This is a genomic window from Trinickia sp. (assembly GCF_057351765.1).
In genome coordinates this window covers 123,350-137,988 of record NZ_JBMRBK010000091.1, presented here as the reverse complement: position 1 = coordinate 137,988, position 14,639 = coordinate 123,350, and the positions used below count along the sequence as shown (strand labels likewise).

General features: G+C 60.1%; 16 protein-coding genes. 10 read left to right on the top strand and 6 right to left on the bottom strand.

Annotated elements, in window-relative coordinates:
• Positions 1 to 469 (bottom strand): NAD(P)/FAD-dependent oxidoreductase (locus ACO1XS_RS25075; protein WP_486391959.1); only part of this gene is annotated, 469 nt, incomplete at its 3' end.
• Between the two features lie 147 nt (positions 470 to 616).
• Here ACO1XS_RS25075 and ACO1XS_RS25070 point away from each other — a divergent pair.
• From ACO1XS_RS25070 to ACO1XS_RS25060, 3 genes are all read left to right on the top strand, one after another.
• Positions 617 to 1,249: a TetR/AcrR family transcriptional regulator gene (locus tag ACO1XS_RS25070; protein ID WP_331573498.1), complete on the top strand. Its 633-nt coding sequence runs from the start codon at positions 617 to 619 to the stop codon at positions 1,247 to 1,249.
• A 362-nt stretch (positions 1,250 to 1,611) separates the two neighbouring features.
• Complete coding sequence (locus tag ACO1XS_RS25065) at positions 1,612 to 2,094, top strand: hypothetical protein (protein WP_331573500.1); 483 nt, start codon at positions 1,612 to 1,614, stop codon at positions 2,092 to 2,094.
• A 221-nt stretch (positions 2,095 to 2,315) separates the two neighbouring features.
• Positions 2,316 to 2,483: a hypothetical protein gene (locus tag ACO1XS_RS25060; protein ID WP_331573502.1), complete on the top strand. Its 168-nt coding sequence runs from the start codon at positions 2,316 to 2,318 to the stop codon at positions 2,481 to 2,483.
• Positions 2,484 to 2,509: 26 nt separating this feature from the next.
• On the opposite strand, the gene ACO1XS_RS25055 is transcribed toward ACO1XS_RS25060, so the two are convergent.
• Positions 2,510 to 2,890, bottom strand: coding sequence for a hypothetical protein (locus tag ACO1XS_RS25055; protein ID WP_486391958.1), 381 nt, complete (start codon positions 2,888 to 2,890; stop codon positions 2,510 to 2,512).
• Positions 2,891 to 3,686: 796 nt separating this feature from the next.
• Here ACO1XS_RS25055 and ACO1XS_RS25050 point away from each other — a divergent pair.
• The 4 genes from ACO1XS_RS25050 to ACO1XS_RS25035 all read left to right on the top strand — a co-directional run bounded on the left by ACO1XS_RS25050 (position 3,687) and on the right by ACO1XS_RS25035 (position 7,954).
• A complete protein-coding gene (locus tag ACO1XS_RS25050) occupies positions 3,687 to 4,406 on the top strand; it encodes a FadR/GntR family transcriptional regulator (RefSeq protein WP_331573504.1) in 720 nt (239 codons plus the stop codon).
• 104 nt (positions 4,407 to 4,510) lie between these two features.
• Positions 4,511 to 5,278, top strand: a complete 768-nt coding sequence (locus ACO1XS_RS25045) for an SDR family oxidoreductase (RefSeq protein WP_331573506.1) — start codon at positions 4,511 to 4,513, stop codon at positions 5,276 to 5,278.
• Between the two features lie 83 nt (positions 5,279 to 5,361).
• The gene (locus ACO1XS_RS25040) at positions 5,362 to 6,654 is read left to right on the top strand and encodes an MFS transporter (protein ID WP_331573508.1); all 1,293 of its coding nucleotides are present in this window, start codon (positions 5,362 to 5,364) and stop codon (positions 6,652 to 6,654) included.
• A 52-nt stretch (positions 6,655 to 6,706) separates the two neighbouring features.
• Entirely contained in the window at positions 6,707 to 7,954 is a 1,248-nt protein-coding gene (locus ACO1XS_RS25035; protein ID WP_331573510.1) for an enolase C-terminal domain-like protein, read from the top strand.
• 104 nt (positions 7,955 to 8,058) lie between these two features.
• Here the strand turns inward: ACO1XS_RS25035 and ACO1XS_RS25030 are convergent, their stop codons facing one another.
• Positions 8,059 to 8,376: a YnfA family protein gene (locus ACO1XS_RS25030; RefSeq protein ID WP_440558714.1), complete on the bottom strand. Its 318-nt coding sequence runs from the start codon at positions 8,374 to 8,376 to the stop codon at positions 8,059 to 8,061.
• Positions 8,377 to 8,512: 136 nt separating this feature from the next.
• Positions 8,513 to 9,340, bottom strand: coding sequence for a CPBP family intramembrane glutamic endopeptidase (locus ACO1XS_RS25025; RefSeq protein ID WP_486391957.1), 828 nt, complete (start codon positions 9,338 to 9,340; stop codon positions 8,513 to 8,515).
• 301 nt (positions 9,341 to 9,641) lie between these two features.
• Here ACO1XS_RS25025 and ACO1XS_RS25020 point away from each other — a divergent pair, with 301 nt between their 5' ends.
• Both ACO1XS_RS25020 and ACO1XS_RS25015 read left to right on the top strand, forming a co-directional pair.
• Positions 9,642 to 9,866, top strand: coding sequence for a hypothetical protein (locus tag ACO1XS_RS25020; RefSeq protein ID WP_486391956.1), 225 nt, complete (start codon positions 9,642 to 9,644; stop codon positions 9,864 to 9,866).
• Positions 9,867 to 10,480: 614 nt separating this feature from the next.
• Positions 10,481 to 11,542, top strand: a complete 1,062-nt coding sequence (locus ACO1XS_RS25015; protein ID WP_486391955.1) for a hypothetical protein — start codon at positions 10,481 to 10,483, stop codon at positions 11,540 to 11,542.
• Positions 11,543 to 11,597: 55 nt separating this feature from the next.
• On the opposite strand, the gene ACO1XS_RS25010 is transcribed toward ACO1XS_RS25015, so the two are convergent.
• Complete coding sequence (locus ACO1XS_RS25010) at positions 11,598 to 12,407, bottom strand: DUF2182 domain-containing protein (RefSeq protein WP_486391954.1); 810 nt, start codon at positions 12,405 to 12,407, stop codon at positions 11,598 to 11,600.
• Positions 12,408 to 12,468: 61 nt separating this feature from the next.
• A complete protein-coding gene (locus ACO1XS_RS25005; RefSeq protein ID WP_331573070.1) occupies positions 12,469 to 13,233 on the bottom strand; it encodes a DUF899 domain-containing protein in 765 nt (254 codons plus the stop codon).
• 148 nt (positions 13,234 to 13,381) lie between these two features.
• On the opposite strand from ACO1XS_RS25005, the gene ACO1XS_RS25000 reads away from it, so the two are divergent.
• Positions 13,382 to 14,605 (top strand): helix-turn-helix domain-containing protein, encoded by a 1,224-nt coding sequence (locus tag ACO1XS_RS25000; RefSeq protein WP_486391953.1) that lies wholly within the window; start codon positions 13,382 to 13,384, stop codon positions 14,603 to 14,605.
• The last annotated feature ends 34 nt before the right edge of the window (positions 14,606 to 14,639 follow it).

Here is a 14,639-nt window from a genome sequence, read left to right as displayed (position 1 = left end):
TGGCCGACTGGTACGACTGCGGGCTGGACCAGACGAGGCCCCAATGCTGGCCGGCGACTTCAAAGCCGTCGCAATAGGGGCAGGGCACGATGGACGTGCCCCAGCTTTCGGCAAAGCCCGGAACATCAGGCATCTGGTCGGTGACGCCATAGCTCAGTATCAGGCGGTGCGCCCTCAAGCTTTCGTGATCGTCAGTGACGACGCAGAAATTGTCGATGGCGCCAGACACGCTCTCGGCCCGGGCATTGACGAGGCTGATCGTTGGATAGCGCGCCAGCTGCTGCCGCGCCTCGACCAGGATGTCCAGCGGCGGCTTGTGATCGTGGCCGAGCAGGCCATGCGAGTGGCCAGCAAAGCGGTTGCGCGGCCGGCCCGTATCGAGAACGGTGACCTTGCGGCGGGCACGGCCGAGTTGAAGGGCGGCGGCGAGGCCGGCAAAGCTGCCGCCGATGATGATGACGTCATTCATGGTGATGGGCTCCGTGTTGTGGATGAGGGGTGGGCCGGGGGCACCGGATCTGGACAACCGGTTGAAACCTGCCCTTTGGCTTGCACATTGAGATACTAAGTGGTATCGTATTAACGAATTTCAATACTGTCAAGTACCGGAATTGTCGTGACCGAAAATAGCCAGGGCCGGCGCGGCCGGCCCGCCAACGAAGCGCTTCGCCAAACGATCGTCGACGCGGCCTGCGAACTCTTTGTGGAATTGGGGTTTCAAGCGACGACCATGGACAAGGTCGCGCAGCGGGCGAAGATATCCAAGCTGAGCATCTATCGGCACTTCGAGAACAAGGAGGCGCTGTTCAACGCGGCCATGGTGGCCCGCTGCGATCAATTTGCACCGCAGGCCCTTTCCGAAGACGTTGACGGTTCGGCCGAAGATCAGCTGGTGGCGGTCGGCTCCTCCCTGCTTCGCACGCTATTGAGCCCGGACGTCCGCAGTGTCGAAGCCATGGTTTTGGCCGACAAGACGAATCAAAAGGCGTTAAGCAAGCTCCATTACGAAGCCGGGCCGGCCCATGTCATCGCCCACATCGAGGCCGTGTTGCGTCAGTTGCACGAGAAAGGGCTGCTGAACGTACCCGATGCTCTGCTGTCCGCACGCTTGTTTGCCGCGCTTTTCAAAGGGGCCGATCTCCTGCTGATCGCACGCTTCGATGAGGCGAGAGCAGAGGACGACAACGAAATCGAATCCTATTGCCGGTCGGCTGTCGCCATGTTTATCGCCGCGCACGGTGGCATCTGAAGGTGCGCTATCGCGCCGATGAAGAACGCGCAGCAATTGCATACGCTGTTCGCCCCGAGCAACCTATGGATGATGCGTGGACGAGACTGATGGGCTAGGCTCATTGCATGAGCGCAAAAGCCGCCCGCGCGGGCAGGCAGAGGCCGCTTTACACACGATAACGGTCGCTACTGCTGCCTGAGTGGAACGACAGAGAAGGGTCGACTGCCGCCGGCCGTATCGGGCAGCAGTCGGCCATGAGCGGACAGTCGACACTGCGGCCAAGATTGGTGACAATCTCACCGAAGACCATGTGGGGGCTGAATCACCCACAGAACATGATCACGAAACGCACAAAATTTTGATCGTCCTCGGGGGCCACATTGAATCTGTTCAGCATGTTTTCGCGCTATTTCTGGGTGCTAAGCTTGGTCGTGACGGCATTTAACTATTTATCGAGCGAGCGAGTCGCAGCGGCGTCGGGATCGGGGAGTCCGCAAGCAAGCGATGAAGCAAGGGTGCTGCGCAGGCAGTTGGCTCTCGTATCGGCCCTCCCTTGGGTAGTAATGGGAGTTGGAATAGTTGCGGGGGAAGTGCCGGATGTTTGGCATTACTTTCGACCGCAGGACCAGAATCCGTATGTATTGACGTGGTACTGCAGCATCTTTTTCGTCGCCGTCTTGTTTGCATGGTGGGTTTTCTGCCGCGACGGTGCGGTGAAGACCGTTAAGTACCAATTGTTCAAAACGCGCTCGGGCTTAATGCATACGGTCGGAAGGGTCAAGTTTTTCGCAGTGCTCGGACCGATCTGGATAGCGCTGTGGATCGCAATGGTCGTTTCGATGAACGTTCACGTTCCGCATTGATGCAGCGCCAGATCTTGCCGAGAACTGGCCAAGTCGAGCAGCGATAGGGACTGGGAACGGCCACAAGCAGTCAGTCGACGTGCACGTCCAGATCGTCGACAATCAAGTTCCACCATTGGACACTAGGCGTCGCACGACATATGGATTTCACCTTCCGGCCGCGATGGAAAGAAGAGCTTGTTTGCTCGAGTTCACTTGGCGAATTGATTCTCGAAATGCCGATGGGAGTTCCCTCCATCTATCTGCCAACAGAAGCGGTGTGGCAAGCCTCTGCACCCGACTGGGCGCGACCGTACTGGAGCTCGATTCACACGCAACTGAAAGCGTGGTGCGCACTCCATGACTTTCCCCTCTTCGTGGACGATACGGCAAGCGTATTCACCCAGTAGCGTCGTATAGCGAACTCGCGACCCAGTCAGGTTCTTGCGCCAGTGGCGTAGAGATGGTCGACGCAGTATGCGCTACCGATCAACTGGTTCTTCTCGCAGCCATTCCACATGCACTTTGCAGCCGCATTCTCTCCACGCGACTGAGCAAGATACGCCTTGCGCAGTGCCTCGTCTGAAGCATTCCAGCCTTCCGCATCTGCGACCTTTACCGCGAGCTGAATCTGATACTTGTCCCATTCATCAATAGCCCATAGTTGTCCACACGTGGGGCAGCACAAAAGCGCCCTCCAAAGTGCAGCGTCCACATGTTTGAAGCTGGGAAATAATGTCCGCAAATTCCCACCAACCCTGTGTATTGCAGGCTGGTCGTGGCAATCGCAATTCATGTTCTTACCGTAGTCGGTCATCGCCGAAAAACGATGGCGGCGATGGCACTGATTAGGTCGTCAACCCTTGCCAATTCCGCCTCGGAAATCTCTGTTCGACAGTCGGCTCGCAGTGCCCGTAATGCTTCGTGAAGATCACCCCAATCGTCCGTCAGACCGCTTGATAGCGGCCATGCGCGAAGCAAGTGGCGCAAGGGACGGGCGGCACGACGGTCGCACCAAATGTCGAACAGTTCGGAGCACCCTGAGTTAATGCCGTCTGGAGACATTGATTTGTATTCGTCTGAGAACGTGTGCGGCGGGGCAAGGTCTGCGCCTGACTATTACGCAAACGGTGCCCAAGTCCCTGGGCGCGGTCAGCATTACCCTCTGGTGTCCCTTGCGGGGTGTCCATCCGCCCACCGCAGCGTCATTATATCGGCATCGTAGAACAAGCCAAATGGTTGGAATGTCCGTCGCTGAATGGAAAATTTGTTGTCGGCGACCGTCTGTTATCGAGAGCGCTGACTGTCCGTAACGGGTCGACTCCGGTCCGTTGTCATGGGCCGGGTTCGGCCAGTTTCCTTCGTTCGCGCGCGTGAGAAGACGGTCATTCAGCCATGAACGACCGGTTTTAACCCTGTCGGCCACGAACCGCCACATGGCTTTCCGGACTGGCAAGTCACGCCTTGAATCGAACGGGACGCACCCGGTCGAGCGCGCTTCCACCGCAAGCCGGCAAAACCACCCTACCGTGGCCTCGGGTCAACCCGAATTGCAGCAGATGATCCGTGCCTCTATCCTTCTACATCATACGTATGATCTAGAAGGGGCATTCATGGCGACTCTGCATCGGCAGGTTCTGAATCGCATGGGCGAGAAGATTTGCTCCGGCCAGTTCGCACCGGGCGACGTCCTCCCGGCCGAGGACGTACTAGCCGAACAGATGCAGGTGAGCCGCATCACGATCCGCGAGACGGTCAAATCGCTGTCCGCCAAGGGCATGCTGCAAGTGCGCCGCCGCTACGGCACGGTCGTGCTGCCGCGCTCGCAATGGCAGTTGTTCGATCCTGACGTCATCACTTGGCGCGCACGCGCCGGCGCGGTCGATGAGGGGCTGATCCAGGATCTGATGGAACTGCGTCTGATCATCGAGCCCAACGCAGCACGGCTCGCCGCGAAGCGCGCGACCGACGAGGATCGTATCGCGGTCCGGCGCGCCTACCGGGCGATGGAGCGTGCGGTCGCCGGCCACGGCGAATACGTGCCCGCCGATCTCGCGTTTCACGGTGCGATTCTCACCGCGTGTCACAACCAGTTCGTCCAGCAGATGCAGAACGCGCTGTCGTCCATCTTGCAGACGAGCTTCGAACTCAGTTCGGAGATCGCGGGCGGTCCGGCCCGTTCGCTGCCGATGCATGAAGCGCTTTGCATCGCCATCGAAAAAGGCGATCAGGCCGCAGCGGAAGAAGCAGTGCTCACGCTCATCAAGCGAGCCGAACAGGACTTCGAAGATCGCGCGGCACTGAATCACGCCAACACCGACAAGCCCGTCTGACGCGTTAGCCAGTGGATTCGATATCGACATCATCGCGGCTGGAGAACCGGTCGCGAGGGGCGCACTCGCGCCTCGCTTCCGGCCATCTAGAGGAATACAAGCAAATGACTTCATTATTCGACCTTAGCGGCCGCACGGCGCTCGTCACCGGTTCGGCGCGCGGCATCGGCTTCGCGCTCGCCGAGGGGCTCGCGACGGCAGGCGCGCGAGTGATTCTGAACGGAACGCAGGTCGATACGATCGCCGCCGCGGTAGGCCGGCTCGCCGGCAAAGGGTTCGACGCGCAAGGACGCGCGTTCGACGTGACCGACGAACAGGCCGTCACCGATGCATTCGCGCAGTGGGACCAGGACGGCGTGCAGATCGACATCGTCGTCAACAACGCCGGCATTCAGTTTCGCAAGCCGCTCGTCGAACTCGAGCTGGGCGATTGGCGGCGCGTCATCGACACCAATCTGACCAGCGCATTCATCGTCGCGAAACAAGCCGCGCGACGCATGATCGCGCGCGGCACGGGCGGCAAGATCATCAATATCGGCTCGCTCACGAGCGAAGCCGCGCGTGCAACGGTGGGCGCGTACACGGCGGCCAAGGGCGGCATCAAGATGCTCACTCGCGCAATGAGCGCCGAATGGGCGTCGTCGAACATTCAGGCGAACGCGATCGGTCCGGGCTACATCCTGACCGACATGAACAAGCCGCTCGTCGAGAACGCGACGTTCGACGCATGGGTCAAGAGCAGCAATCCTACGCAACGCTGGGGCAAGCCGGAGGAACTCGTCGGCACTGCCGTGTACCTCGCGTCGGCGGCATCGAGCTATGTGAACGGCCAGATCATCTATGTCGACGGCGGCTGGCTCGCCGTTCTTTGAAAGCAGGTTCGCGCGGGGAATACCAAAACAACAGGCGTCCCGCGCGAAAAGGAATCGTCCTCGCGCCCCTATCCGGAGACATCATGGAAAGCGTCAAACCCGTAGCAACCCAAAGATGGTGGTACTTGATGCCCATCATCTTCATCACCTACAGTCTCGCGTACCTCGACCGCGCCAACTACGGCTTCGCCGCGGCGGCCGGGATCGACAAGGACCTCGGCATCACGCACGGCACGTCATCGCTGATCGGCTCGCTGTTCTTTCTCGGCTACTGCCTGTTCCAGGTACCCGGTGCGATCTACGCGCAGCGCAACAGCGTGAAGAAGCTCATCTTCTTCAGTCTGATCCTGTGGGGCATGTGCGCCGCGGCGACCGGAATGGTTAGCAACATTCCGATGCTGATGGTGCTGCGCTTCGTGCTCGGCGTGGTGGAGGCCGCAGTGATGCCATCGATGCTGATGTACATCAGCCGCTGGTTCACGCGTACCGAGCGCTCGCGCGCGAATACGTTCCTGATTCTCGGCAATCCAGTGACGGTGCTGTGGATGTCGGTGGTGTCGGGCTATCTGGTACACAGCTTCGGCTGGCGCGAAATGTTCGTCATCGAAGGGCTGCCGGCGCTTGCATGGGCGGTGGTCTGGTGGTTCACGGTTAAGGATCGCCCTGCCGACGCGCCGTGGATGACCGACGCGGAAAAGACCGAACTCGACGCGCGCCTGAAGGCGGAGCAGGCCCACATCGCACCGGTGCGCGACTACAAGGCGGCATTCCGTTCGTCTGTGGTGCTGAAGTGCTGCGCGATTCACGCCCTCTGGAGCGTCGGCGTCTATGGCTTCATCATGTGGCTGCCGTCAATTCTCAAGGCCGCATCGACGATCGACATCGTGTCGGTCGGCTGGCTCACCGCAGTTCCTTATCTCGCCGCGATCATTCTGATGCTGCTCATGTCATGGCTGTCGGACAAAACGCGCAACCGCAAAATGTTCGTTTGGCCTCTGCTGCTCGTCGGGACCATTGCACTCGTGGCCTCGTACATGGTCGGCGGATCGAACTTCTGGCTCTCGTTCGCATTGCTTGTCCTTGCTGGCGCAACGATGTATGCGCCGTACGGCCCGTTCTTCGCGCTCGTGCCGGAACTCATTCCGAGCAACGTGCTCGGTGGCGCAATCGGTTTCATCAACGCAAGCGGCGCGCTGGGCGCGTTTCTCGGCTCGTGGGTGGTCGGGTATCTGAACGGCGCGACCGGCAGCCCTTCTGCATCGTATATCTTCATGGCGGCTGCGCTGCTGCTGTCGGTCATCCTGATGATCACGGTCCCCGCGCGTTCCGGGCAGCGCTCGGCAGACGACCAACCTCTCTCACTGCGCCGGATCTGACGTACCACATGATTCGGTTTCGATTCATTGAATCGATTTTGGCAGACAAGAAATGGCAACCCTCATTACCGATGTAAAGGTCATCCTGACCGCACCGGAAGGCATCAACCTGATCGTCGTCAAGGTCGAGACCAACCAACCCGGCCTGTATGGTCTCGGATGCGCGACGTTCGCCTACCGGCACGTCGCAGTCAAATGTCTCATCGACGAGTATCTGCGGCCGCTGCTGATCGGACGCAATGCCGAGGCGATCGAGGAACTCTGGCAACTGATGCACCAGAACGCCTACTGGCGCAACGGTCCGATTGAAAACAACGCGATTTCGGGCATCGACATGGCGTTGTGGGACATCAAGGGCAAGATGGCGAACATGCCCCTCTATCAGCTTTTCGGGGGCAAGTGCCGCGAAGGCGTGCCTGTTTATCGGCATGCGGATGGCCGCGATTTAGGCGAGTTGTACGAGAACATCCAGCAGTATCGCGAGCAAGGCATCACGCACATCCGCTGCCAAAGCGGCGGCTACGGCGGCGACTGTTACGGCAAGGCGCCGGCGAGCGCGCCGCAACGTGCCGCGGATGGCGTGTACCTCGACAGCAAAAAATACATGCGCGAAACGCTCAAGTTGTTCGATGGCGTTCGCAACAAGGTCGGCTTTGATGTCGCGCTGTGTCACGACGTGCATGAACGCCTGAAGCCGGTCGAAGCCATTCGCTTCGCGCGCGAACTCGAGCAGTACGATCTGTTCTTTCTCGAAGATGCAATCGCGCTCGAAGAGGGCGAATGGATCCGTCAGTTGCGGGAGAAGACGACTACACCACTGGCTCAGGGCGAGCTTTTCAACAATCCGTATGAATGGCGCTTTCTGATCACCGAGCGGTTGATCGACTTCATTCGCGTTCACCTGAGCCAGATCGGAGGTATCACCGCGGGGCGCAAGCTGCAGATTTTTGCCGAGCAGTTCGGCGTCAGGACCGCGTGGCACGGTCCGGGCGACATGTCGCCACTGGCGCACGCGGCAAATATCCATATCGATCTCGCATCGCGCAATTTCGGCGTGCAGGAATGGTCCGGCACTGAGCCGCCCAACTTCGTGATTCAGGAACTCAAGGGGCCGAGGGCGGCATTGCTGGAAGTATTCCCCGGCCTTCCCGAATTCAGGAACGGGCACGTTTACGCGAACGACAAATCGGGCCTTGGCGTGGACTTCGATGAAGCCGAGGCAGCGAAATATCCCTGCGAAAACACGGTGATCACTTGGACGCAGACGCGGCTGAAGGATGGAACGCTACAGACTCCGTAAGACAGTCGATTCGCTTCGGGACCGGCCGCAGCGCCGCGCCGCCGTCCCCGCCCCGTTCATGGCAGCGCGAAGACAAAGTGCGCTCGGTCCTGCAAACAACAAGATCAGCGCGGTTGAAATGCGATGATCGCCATCCCGAGTAGCGAGAATGCCACGCCGGCCAAGTCCCAGGCCGTGGGACGCATTCCATCGACGAGCCAGAGCCAGATCAACGCGATCGAGATATAGACTCCGCCATAGGCCGCATAGACGCGGCCCGCAGCGCTTGGATGCAGCGTCAGCAGCCATGCGAAAATCGCCAGCGACAGCGCGGCCGGTATGAGGAGCGCCACGCTTTTCCCTTGCTTGAGCCACAGGTATGGCAAATAGCAGCCGATGATTTCAGCGATCGCTGTCGCGACGTATAGCGCGAAGGTTCTCATTGTGCGATGACGAAGCGACAAATGCGGGGATGCTACCGCACAACGGGCTTAGATGCGATGCGCGGCCCGGGCGATGAGCATCGAGCCCACGGCAACAAGTATCGCCCCGACCACCCGCGCTATAACGCTGAACTATTCAGCATCCACGGAAAGCCGCAAGCGTCTTTATGCCGAGTAGCTTGGATAGTAACCACAATCCTATTGCGCCACTCACCAGCGCGAACGGATACCACATCTGCGGCATACCCCACTCGCCACACATGCTGGTGGCATCACGACTGCAGCGGAACGCTACGACCGTTACGGCCGTATTGTAAAAGGCATGCAGCAACATACCCGGGAGCAGCGAACGAGTGCGCTCATAAATCTTCCCGATGACGAGCCCGGCCGCGAGAGCAGTCACAAACTGATGGATGTTCATATGCGCAAAACCGAACACGACAGCTGAATACACGATCGCACGTGAACGTGAATATTGCTGCAGGAAGCTGCGCAAAATGATCCCGCGAAACAGCAGCTCCTCGATGACTGGGGCAAGAATGCTCACGAGGACGATCGAGCTTAGACCATCGGTGAGGAATCGATAGCCCGCCTCCCGTTGGGACTCGCTCAACGGAAATAACTTGATCGTGGGTATCTGCAAAAGGTCCACGACCGCCAGCATGCCTGGGGTGAAGAGCAGCACGGGCACCATGAACAAACCGAGCGTAGCTTGCCATGAAAAGCGATCGCCTTCCACGAGGCCGCGGTACGTCAGCGAGTTGCAGTGAAGCAGAACTGCAAAGCCCATCCCGTAGGCAAGCACGCGGCCCAGGTCTCCGATGGCGATTGCCTTGAGACCGGCAAGCACTCCCAAGTGCCAAATCAGCGCATTCGTCACAAGCTCGAGAAAATAGAGTGCGATGACGATGAAAAATGCCTCCAAGAGATTCGGGAAACAATAAGCGATGCGCTTCGAGTTCATGTCGAGAAGACCTGTGAGGATATAGTGCGCGATGGGCGGGATTCGCAAATGCCACCACACCTCCAGCGATTCGGGTTTTCATGTCTCAGGTATTCGGTAAGCGAGGCTGCCCCTCTCCCTGGTCCGCGAGCCTCGCACCACGTCGCTTTATCGGAAGAAATGGGGCGAGACTTTAGGGGAGCCCGGCGTTGGATGCCTTCTCTAGAGTTCTCTCAAGACAGGCCGTTAAGCAAGACAACCCTCGGGCCGTTCACGCACCTCTCGTTGCCTCATTCGACGCGCGAAACGCGCGCTTGTCGCGATGGCCGAGCGCTTCGATCTGGATGCCTGGCAACAACGTATGCCCAGCCATCGCGATGAATGGGCGAAGCTCGCCGCTGACCTCGACGTCCGCGTCATCCAAATTTCCGAGCGGGACACCCAGCGCACCGCGACGCCCAACCGGAGCATGCCGACGTGGCGCTCGCACGGCACTCGTCGCTTGCGGATAACCCGCTCAACAGCCTCCACGCAGGGCGTGTTCTGAAAGACGAGTTGGTGACGAGTATGGAGGCGGTCATAGGTCCGGTGGCGGTTGAAGCGGAAACATAGGCCCATTTTTCGCTCCCTCGCAATCGTCTTCGTCTAATCGGGCATGGACGATTGAATACGGAATAGACTTTTTGGCGTAAGCGATCTGCTCCCTGTCATTTAACCGCACTATGTATGAATATACCCAACGATTCCTCGGCGAGGGTCGGCAATAGCGTAAATTTTCCGCAAGATTCAGTTTCAGGCGAAGCAGCCGAGACGGTCCCGCCAACACCGGGTGCAACCCGTCGCGCATTACACGGCTCCGAGCTGGATGCGCTCGCGATGCTGCCGCGGCGCGCCCATGTGAAGATCGAATTTACTCGTGGCGAATTGCGCGAAAGGCTCAGCGCGATCCTGGGCGCATCGGCGTTCGATGAAGGGGAATTCCGCACGATGACTGGCAAGCTCTTCCGGGGCGCGACTGCTCAGCGTAAGCGCGAACTGTTCTTGTGGGCATGGAAAAGGCTCGATCCGCTACCGCCGAATACTTTGAAGATGATCGGGCATGGCATGGATCACGCCGTCTACATCGATCCGGCCAAGCCCGGCAAAGTCGTCAAGATCAGCGTGGCGACGTTGTCGCTGATAGCCAGATGGGAGGTACTGTTCCCCCGGGCCGCCGCGCGGGAGAGTATCCTCGAGCAAGGAAAGGCACTGGCCAACAATGAAGGGCTTCGCTATCGCGATCTGTCCTCATACTTTCCAGCCAACGGCAGCGTGCCGGCGCAGACAACGGAGATCGCGACTGTACCCGTGCGGCGCGCCGCGCTGGAATTCCTCATGCGCTCCGCTGTCGTGCCGGATGTTCAGCGTGCCTGGCCCAAAATCGATGACGAGGTCGTCGAAATTCCGACGCTAGTGCGAACGCAAGATTTGTTGCCGCAATTGGACAAGCCGTCGGCCCTGCATTTCTCGCTCAGCCTGCGCTATCCCGAACTGATGGATGAGGCGCCGCCGACATTGCTCTATGCGGCAGCCAACGATAGCTTCATATTGAATCGACCGTCATCGCTCGCGGACGAGGCGTTCCGGTATTGCCTGGAAGGGACCAAGTTGCAGTCGCTTTACGAGACGTGCCTGAGTAGCACACCAGAGGGCATCGCGACTCGCGCAGCAGTCGAGGATTTTCTGGATCGCGGCATCGACTTCATGAACGATACCCGTGAAGTGCTCGACGTCGGCGGCGACGGGAATGTGATCTTCGACGAGGGACGATATTTTCTTCCCGATGCATTGCCTACGCCCAACTTGGAAAATGTGCTCGACGTCGCCGCAAAGACGTTACGTCAATTGAAAGCGGGCGAGCCTGTTTCGCGGAGCGATTTGGCGGATCTCGTGTTCGCTCTCAATCAAACCCGCGCGATCAACAGCATGGCTCAAGCACTGGATGTCGCCAAACGCGTGCACATTCTTCCCGTGGGAGAGGAGCTCGAGCCGACGGATTGGGTTGCGATCCTGGAGGCGATGCGCCGCATTTTGCCGGAAAAGGACGATTTGCCGAAAAGCGATCCGGCCACCGGGCCCGAACCGATACTGATTCAGGTCACCGCACAAACTCCTTGGCGCACGCGAGTTCCTCCGCCGAGCCGCAGACTCGGGACTGGCCTACGTCCAGGGAATCACGATTGACCGCGAACCGGCCGATTTACCTCCGGATATGGCGGCGTGAGGCATCTTGCTTACCTCATTCGAACGATGCAAATGCCGAGAACCCGGCTGCTCGTGCAATGAGGAAAACGCCCGCCAAAAGAAGCACCGCCCCGATCCCCCGAGCTATACGCTCGCCCACGGGCGACAACCGCTCCGCCGTGATGGCGACGGTAACGAGTGCCATCGCGCCCAGATTCATGACTCCGGCTACCAGCAAGAGCGCCGTCAGCCCGATGCAGCAATTGCTGCAACGTAAGCCGAGATGCAAGCCATGCCGCAATGCTGCACCGGAGCCCCCGATTCGCTCATGGCAATGCGGGGACATCATCTTGCAACAAGCAAGCTGCCTCGCTTTCCAAGCCGTGAACTGCAACGCACCGGCTGCGAGCGCGACGGAGCCGACCGCGACAGGGACGATGCGCGCGAGCGCGGGTATCCGCATTTCGGCTGACGCAACCGCGCTGCCCAGCGCGAACACGGCAACGCCCAGCGCAGTCCAAACCGCGAAATAGCCGACGCCGACGAGCGCCGTCAGCCATTCCTCGTGCCGCCGGCTCGCGGAGCGGATTGCTTCGCGATACCGCATCAGCATCGGCACGAGCGACGGCAGCATCATCGCCACCATCATCACCGTCCACATCCCGACGAACGACGCGGCGGCGCCCAGCCAAGTCTCACCACACGTTGGCATCCACGTCATCGACATCGACCAGCCGCCCGGCATCGGCATCTCGCCCATGGACGACATCGATAGCGACCACATGACTGTCGTCACCGCGCTCGCCGCAAACAGCAGTGCTGACGCTGCGAACAGTGCTGCATGCGAAGTACGTACAGAAGACATGTCGGCCTCTCTCGTCAGTTAGCCGTGCGGCATCCGGTACAGCGTCGCCCGTCGCCAACGATCAGGCACGCTCATATTCATCGTGACGGCTCCACCAGATGCCAGTTTCGTTCCGCCCAAGCGGCGCGCGATCGAGCCACTGATATGCTCCCCAAAGCGCATCGAGCCCACGCGCGTAGGTCGTATAGGTGTGATAGACGATTCCATCTTCGAGTACGAACGCACTCAAGCCAGGCCGATCGCGCGCATAGGTCGGTGCATCCGTTCCGCACGTCTTGGCGAACTGAGCAACGGGCTCGGGCGCAGGCGTCATATCCATCGCATGGCCGCCGCGTTCATAGTTGTATTCGATGGTGCCTTCGCGCTGCTGTTGCTCCGTGAACGAAACATTGAAGTCGAAGTTGAAATCGCTGTCGCTCGACGATGCCCACGGGAACGTCCATCCCATGCGCTTTTTATAGGCCTGCAATTTTTCCAGAGGCGCGCGCGACACGGCCATGAGCATGACATCATGCTGAGCCAAATGAACAGCGAAGCCGTTGAACCCATCCGCAATCATCGAGCACGAAGGACACCCGGCCTTGTAGTCGGGCCCGAACATGAAGTGGTAGACGAGAAGTTGAGAACGGCCTTGAAAGAGATCGGTCAGCGAAGCTGGGCCGGCATCGGTATCGAAACGGTAATCCTTGTCGATCTTTACCCACGGCAGCGACTGACGTTGTTGCGCCAGTTCGTCGCTGCGCCGCGTCAACTCCTTCTCGGCTTTGAGCAATTCGAGCCGTGCCGCGAGCCACTCGTCACGCGTGGCTGTGATATGTCCGGTCATGATCTTCTCCTATCTGATAGTGCAGTTGAACTGCATGGTGGTGAGTCGGTCAGCGCCGCTGCGCAAAGCGACGGGCTGCTCGATATCTGTGTGATAGATTAGGACCACGAACCGAACCGGTGGGAGTGACAAGTGTGGCGGGATTCCGATGGACGCACTAATTACGGCCGCGGCCCGGGCACTGGCTTGCGGTGATCCGCTCGGCGCATTGAATCGCGTTGCGCTGCGCGACGATGCGCACGCACTGGCGCTTCGCGGCATCGCCATGGCACAGCTCGGCGACTTCGTTCGCGCGAAGACATTGATGCGCAAGGCGGCCCGCGCGTTCGGGCCGGACGAAGCCGTGGCGCGTGCGCGATGCGACATCGCCGAGGCGGAAATTGCCTTGGCCGCGCGCGAATTGAGCTGGTCCGCGAAGACACTCACCGCCGCACGCGCCACGCTCGACGCCCACGGCGATCATGTCAACGCGGCCCATGCGGGATATCTCGAGGCGCGGCGATTACTGCTCATCGGAAAGCTCGACGATGCTCAGCGCGCGCTTGCCGAGCTCGTTCACCTATCGTTGCCGCCCGCCCTGACGGCGGCTCACGAACTCGTTGCGGCCGGCATTGCGATGCGGCGTCTTCAGGCAGCGACGGCTCGCGCGGCGCTGGCGCGCGCCGAACAGGCGGCACGTCGAGCGCGCATCCCTGCATTGATAGCGGAGATCGAAACCGCAACGCGCATCGTGAATGAGCCGGCTGGTCGTTTGATTGCGCGCGGCGAAGCGCGGCTCGTCTCGCTCGACGAGATCGAAGCGCTGCTCGCACCCAATGCGGCAACGCTCGTCGTGGATGCCTGCCGCCGTATCGTGCGCATCGGCCCTCGAACGATATCGCTGGCGACGCGCCCCGTATTGTTCGTACTTGCCCGCCTGCTCGGGCAAGCCTGGCCTGAAGATGTGCCGAGGAGTACGCTCATCGCGCAGGCATTTCGCGTCAAAGCAGCGGACGAATCGCATCGCGTGCGATTGCGCGTGGAGATCGGCCGCTTGCGCACGATGCTCGGTTCGATGGCCGACATTCGTGCGACGCGGCGTGGGTTCGTCTTGGTGCCGTCGAGTGCGGCCGAGGTGGCGCTGCTCGATCATCCATCCGAAGAGAAGCACGCCGCGTTGCTGGCACTCCTGGCCGACGGGGAATCCTGGTCGAGTTCCGCGCTCGCGCTGGCGCTTGGCGAGAGCCAGCGCAATGTGCAGCGCACGCTCGAATCGCTCGCCGATCTCGGCAAGGTGCGCTCGTTGGGCCGCGGGCCGGCGCGCCGCTGGAGCGTGCCGGTAGTGGGATCCGCGACACCGTTGTTACTCCCCGCTCCGTTTCTGAACCATTAGGATGGCGGTTTCTTGATGATTAGGATGAGGAGGG

Coding starts and splice junctions, on each gene's coding strand:
- ACO1XS_RS25060 (WP_331573502.1), top strand. CDS start 2,316: ATGGGAGTTCCCTCCATCTATCTGCCAACAGAAGCGGTGTGGCAAGCC.
- ACO1XS_RS25055 (WP_486391958.1), bottom strand. CDS start 2,890: ATGACCGACTACGGTAAGAACATGAATTGCGATTGCCACGACCAGCCT.
- ACO1XS_RS25050 (WP_331573504.1), top strand. CDS start 3,687: ATGGCGACTCTGCATCGGCAGGTTCTGAATCGCATGGGCGAGAAGATT.
- ACO1XS_RS25045 (WP_331573506.1), top strand. CDS start 4,511: ATGACTTCATTATTCGACCTTAGCGGCCGCACGGCGCTCGTCACCGGT.
- ACO1XS_RS25040 (WP_331573508.1), top strand. CDS start 5,362: ATGGAAAGCGTCAAACCCGTAGCAACCCAAAGATGGTGGTACTTGATG.
- ACO1XS_RS25035 (WP_331573510.1), top strand. CDS start 6,707: ATGGCAACCCTCATTACCGATGTAAAGGTCATCCTGACCGCACCGGAA.
- ACO1XS_RS25030 (WP_440558714.1), bottom strand. CDS start 8,376: ATGAGAACCTTCGCGCTATACGTCGCGACAGCGATCGCTGAAATCATC.
- ACO1XS_RS25025 (WP_486391957.1), bottom strand. CDS start 9,340: ATGAACTCGAAGCGCATCGCTTATTGTTTCCCGAATCTCTTGGAGGCA.
- ACO1XS_RS25020 (WP_486391956.1), top strand. CDS start 9,642: ATGGCCGAGCGCTTCGATCTGGATGCCTGGCAACAACGTATGCCCAGC.
- ACO1XS_RS25010 (WP_486391954.1), bottom strand. CDS start 12,407: ATGTCTTCTGTACGTACTTCGCATGCAGCACTGTTCGCAGCGTCAGCA.
- ACO1XS_RS25005 (WP_331573070.1), bottom strand. CDS start 13,233: ATGACCGGACATATCACAGCCACGCGTGACGAGTGGCTCGCGGCACGG.
- ACO1XS_RS25000 (WP_486391953.1), top strand. CDS start 13,382: ATGGACGCACTAATTACGGCCGCGGCCCGGGCACTGGCTTGCGGTGAT.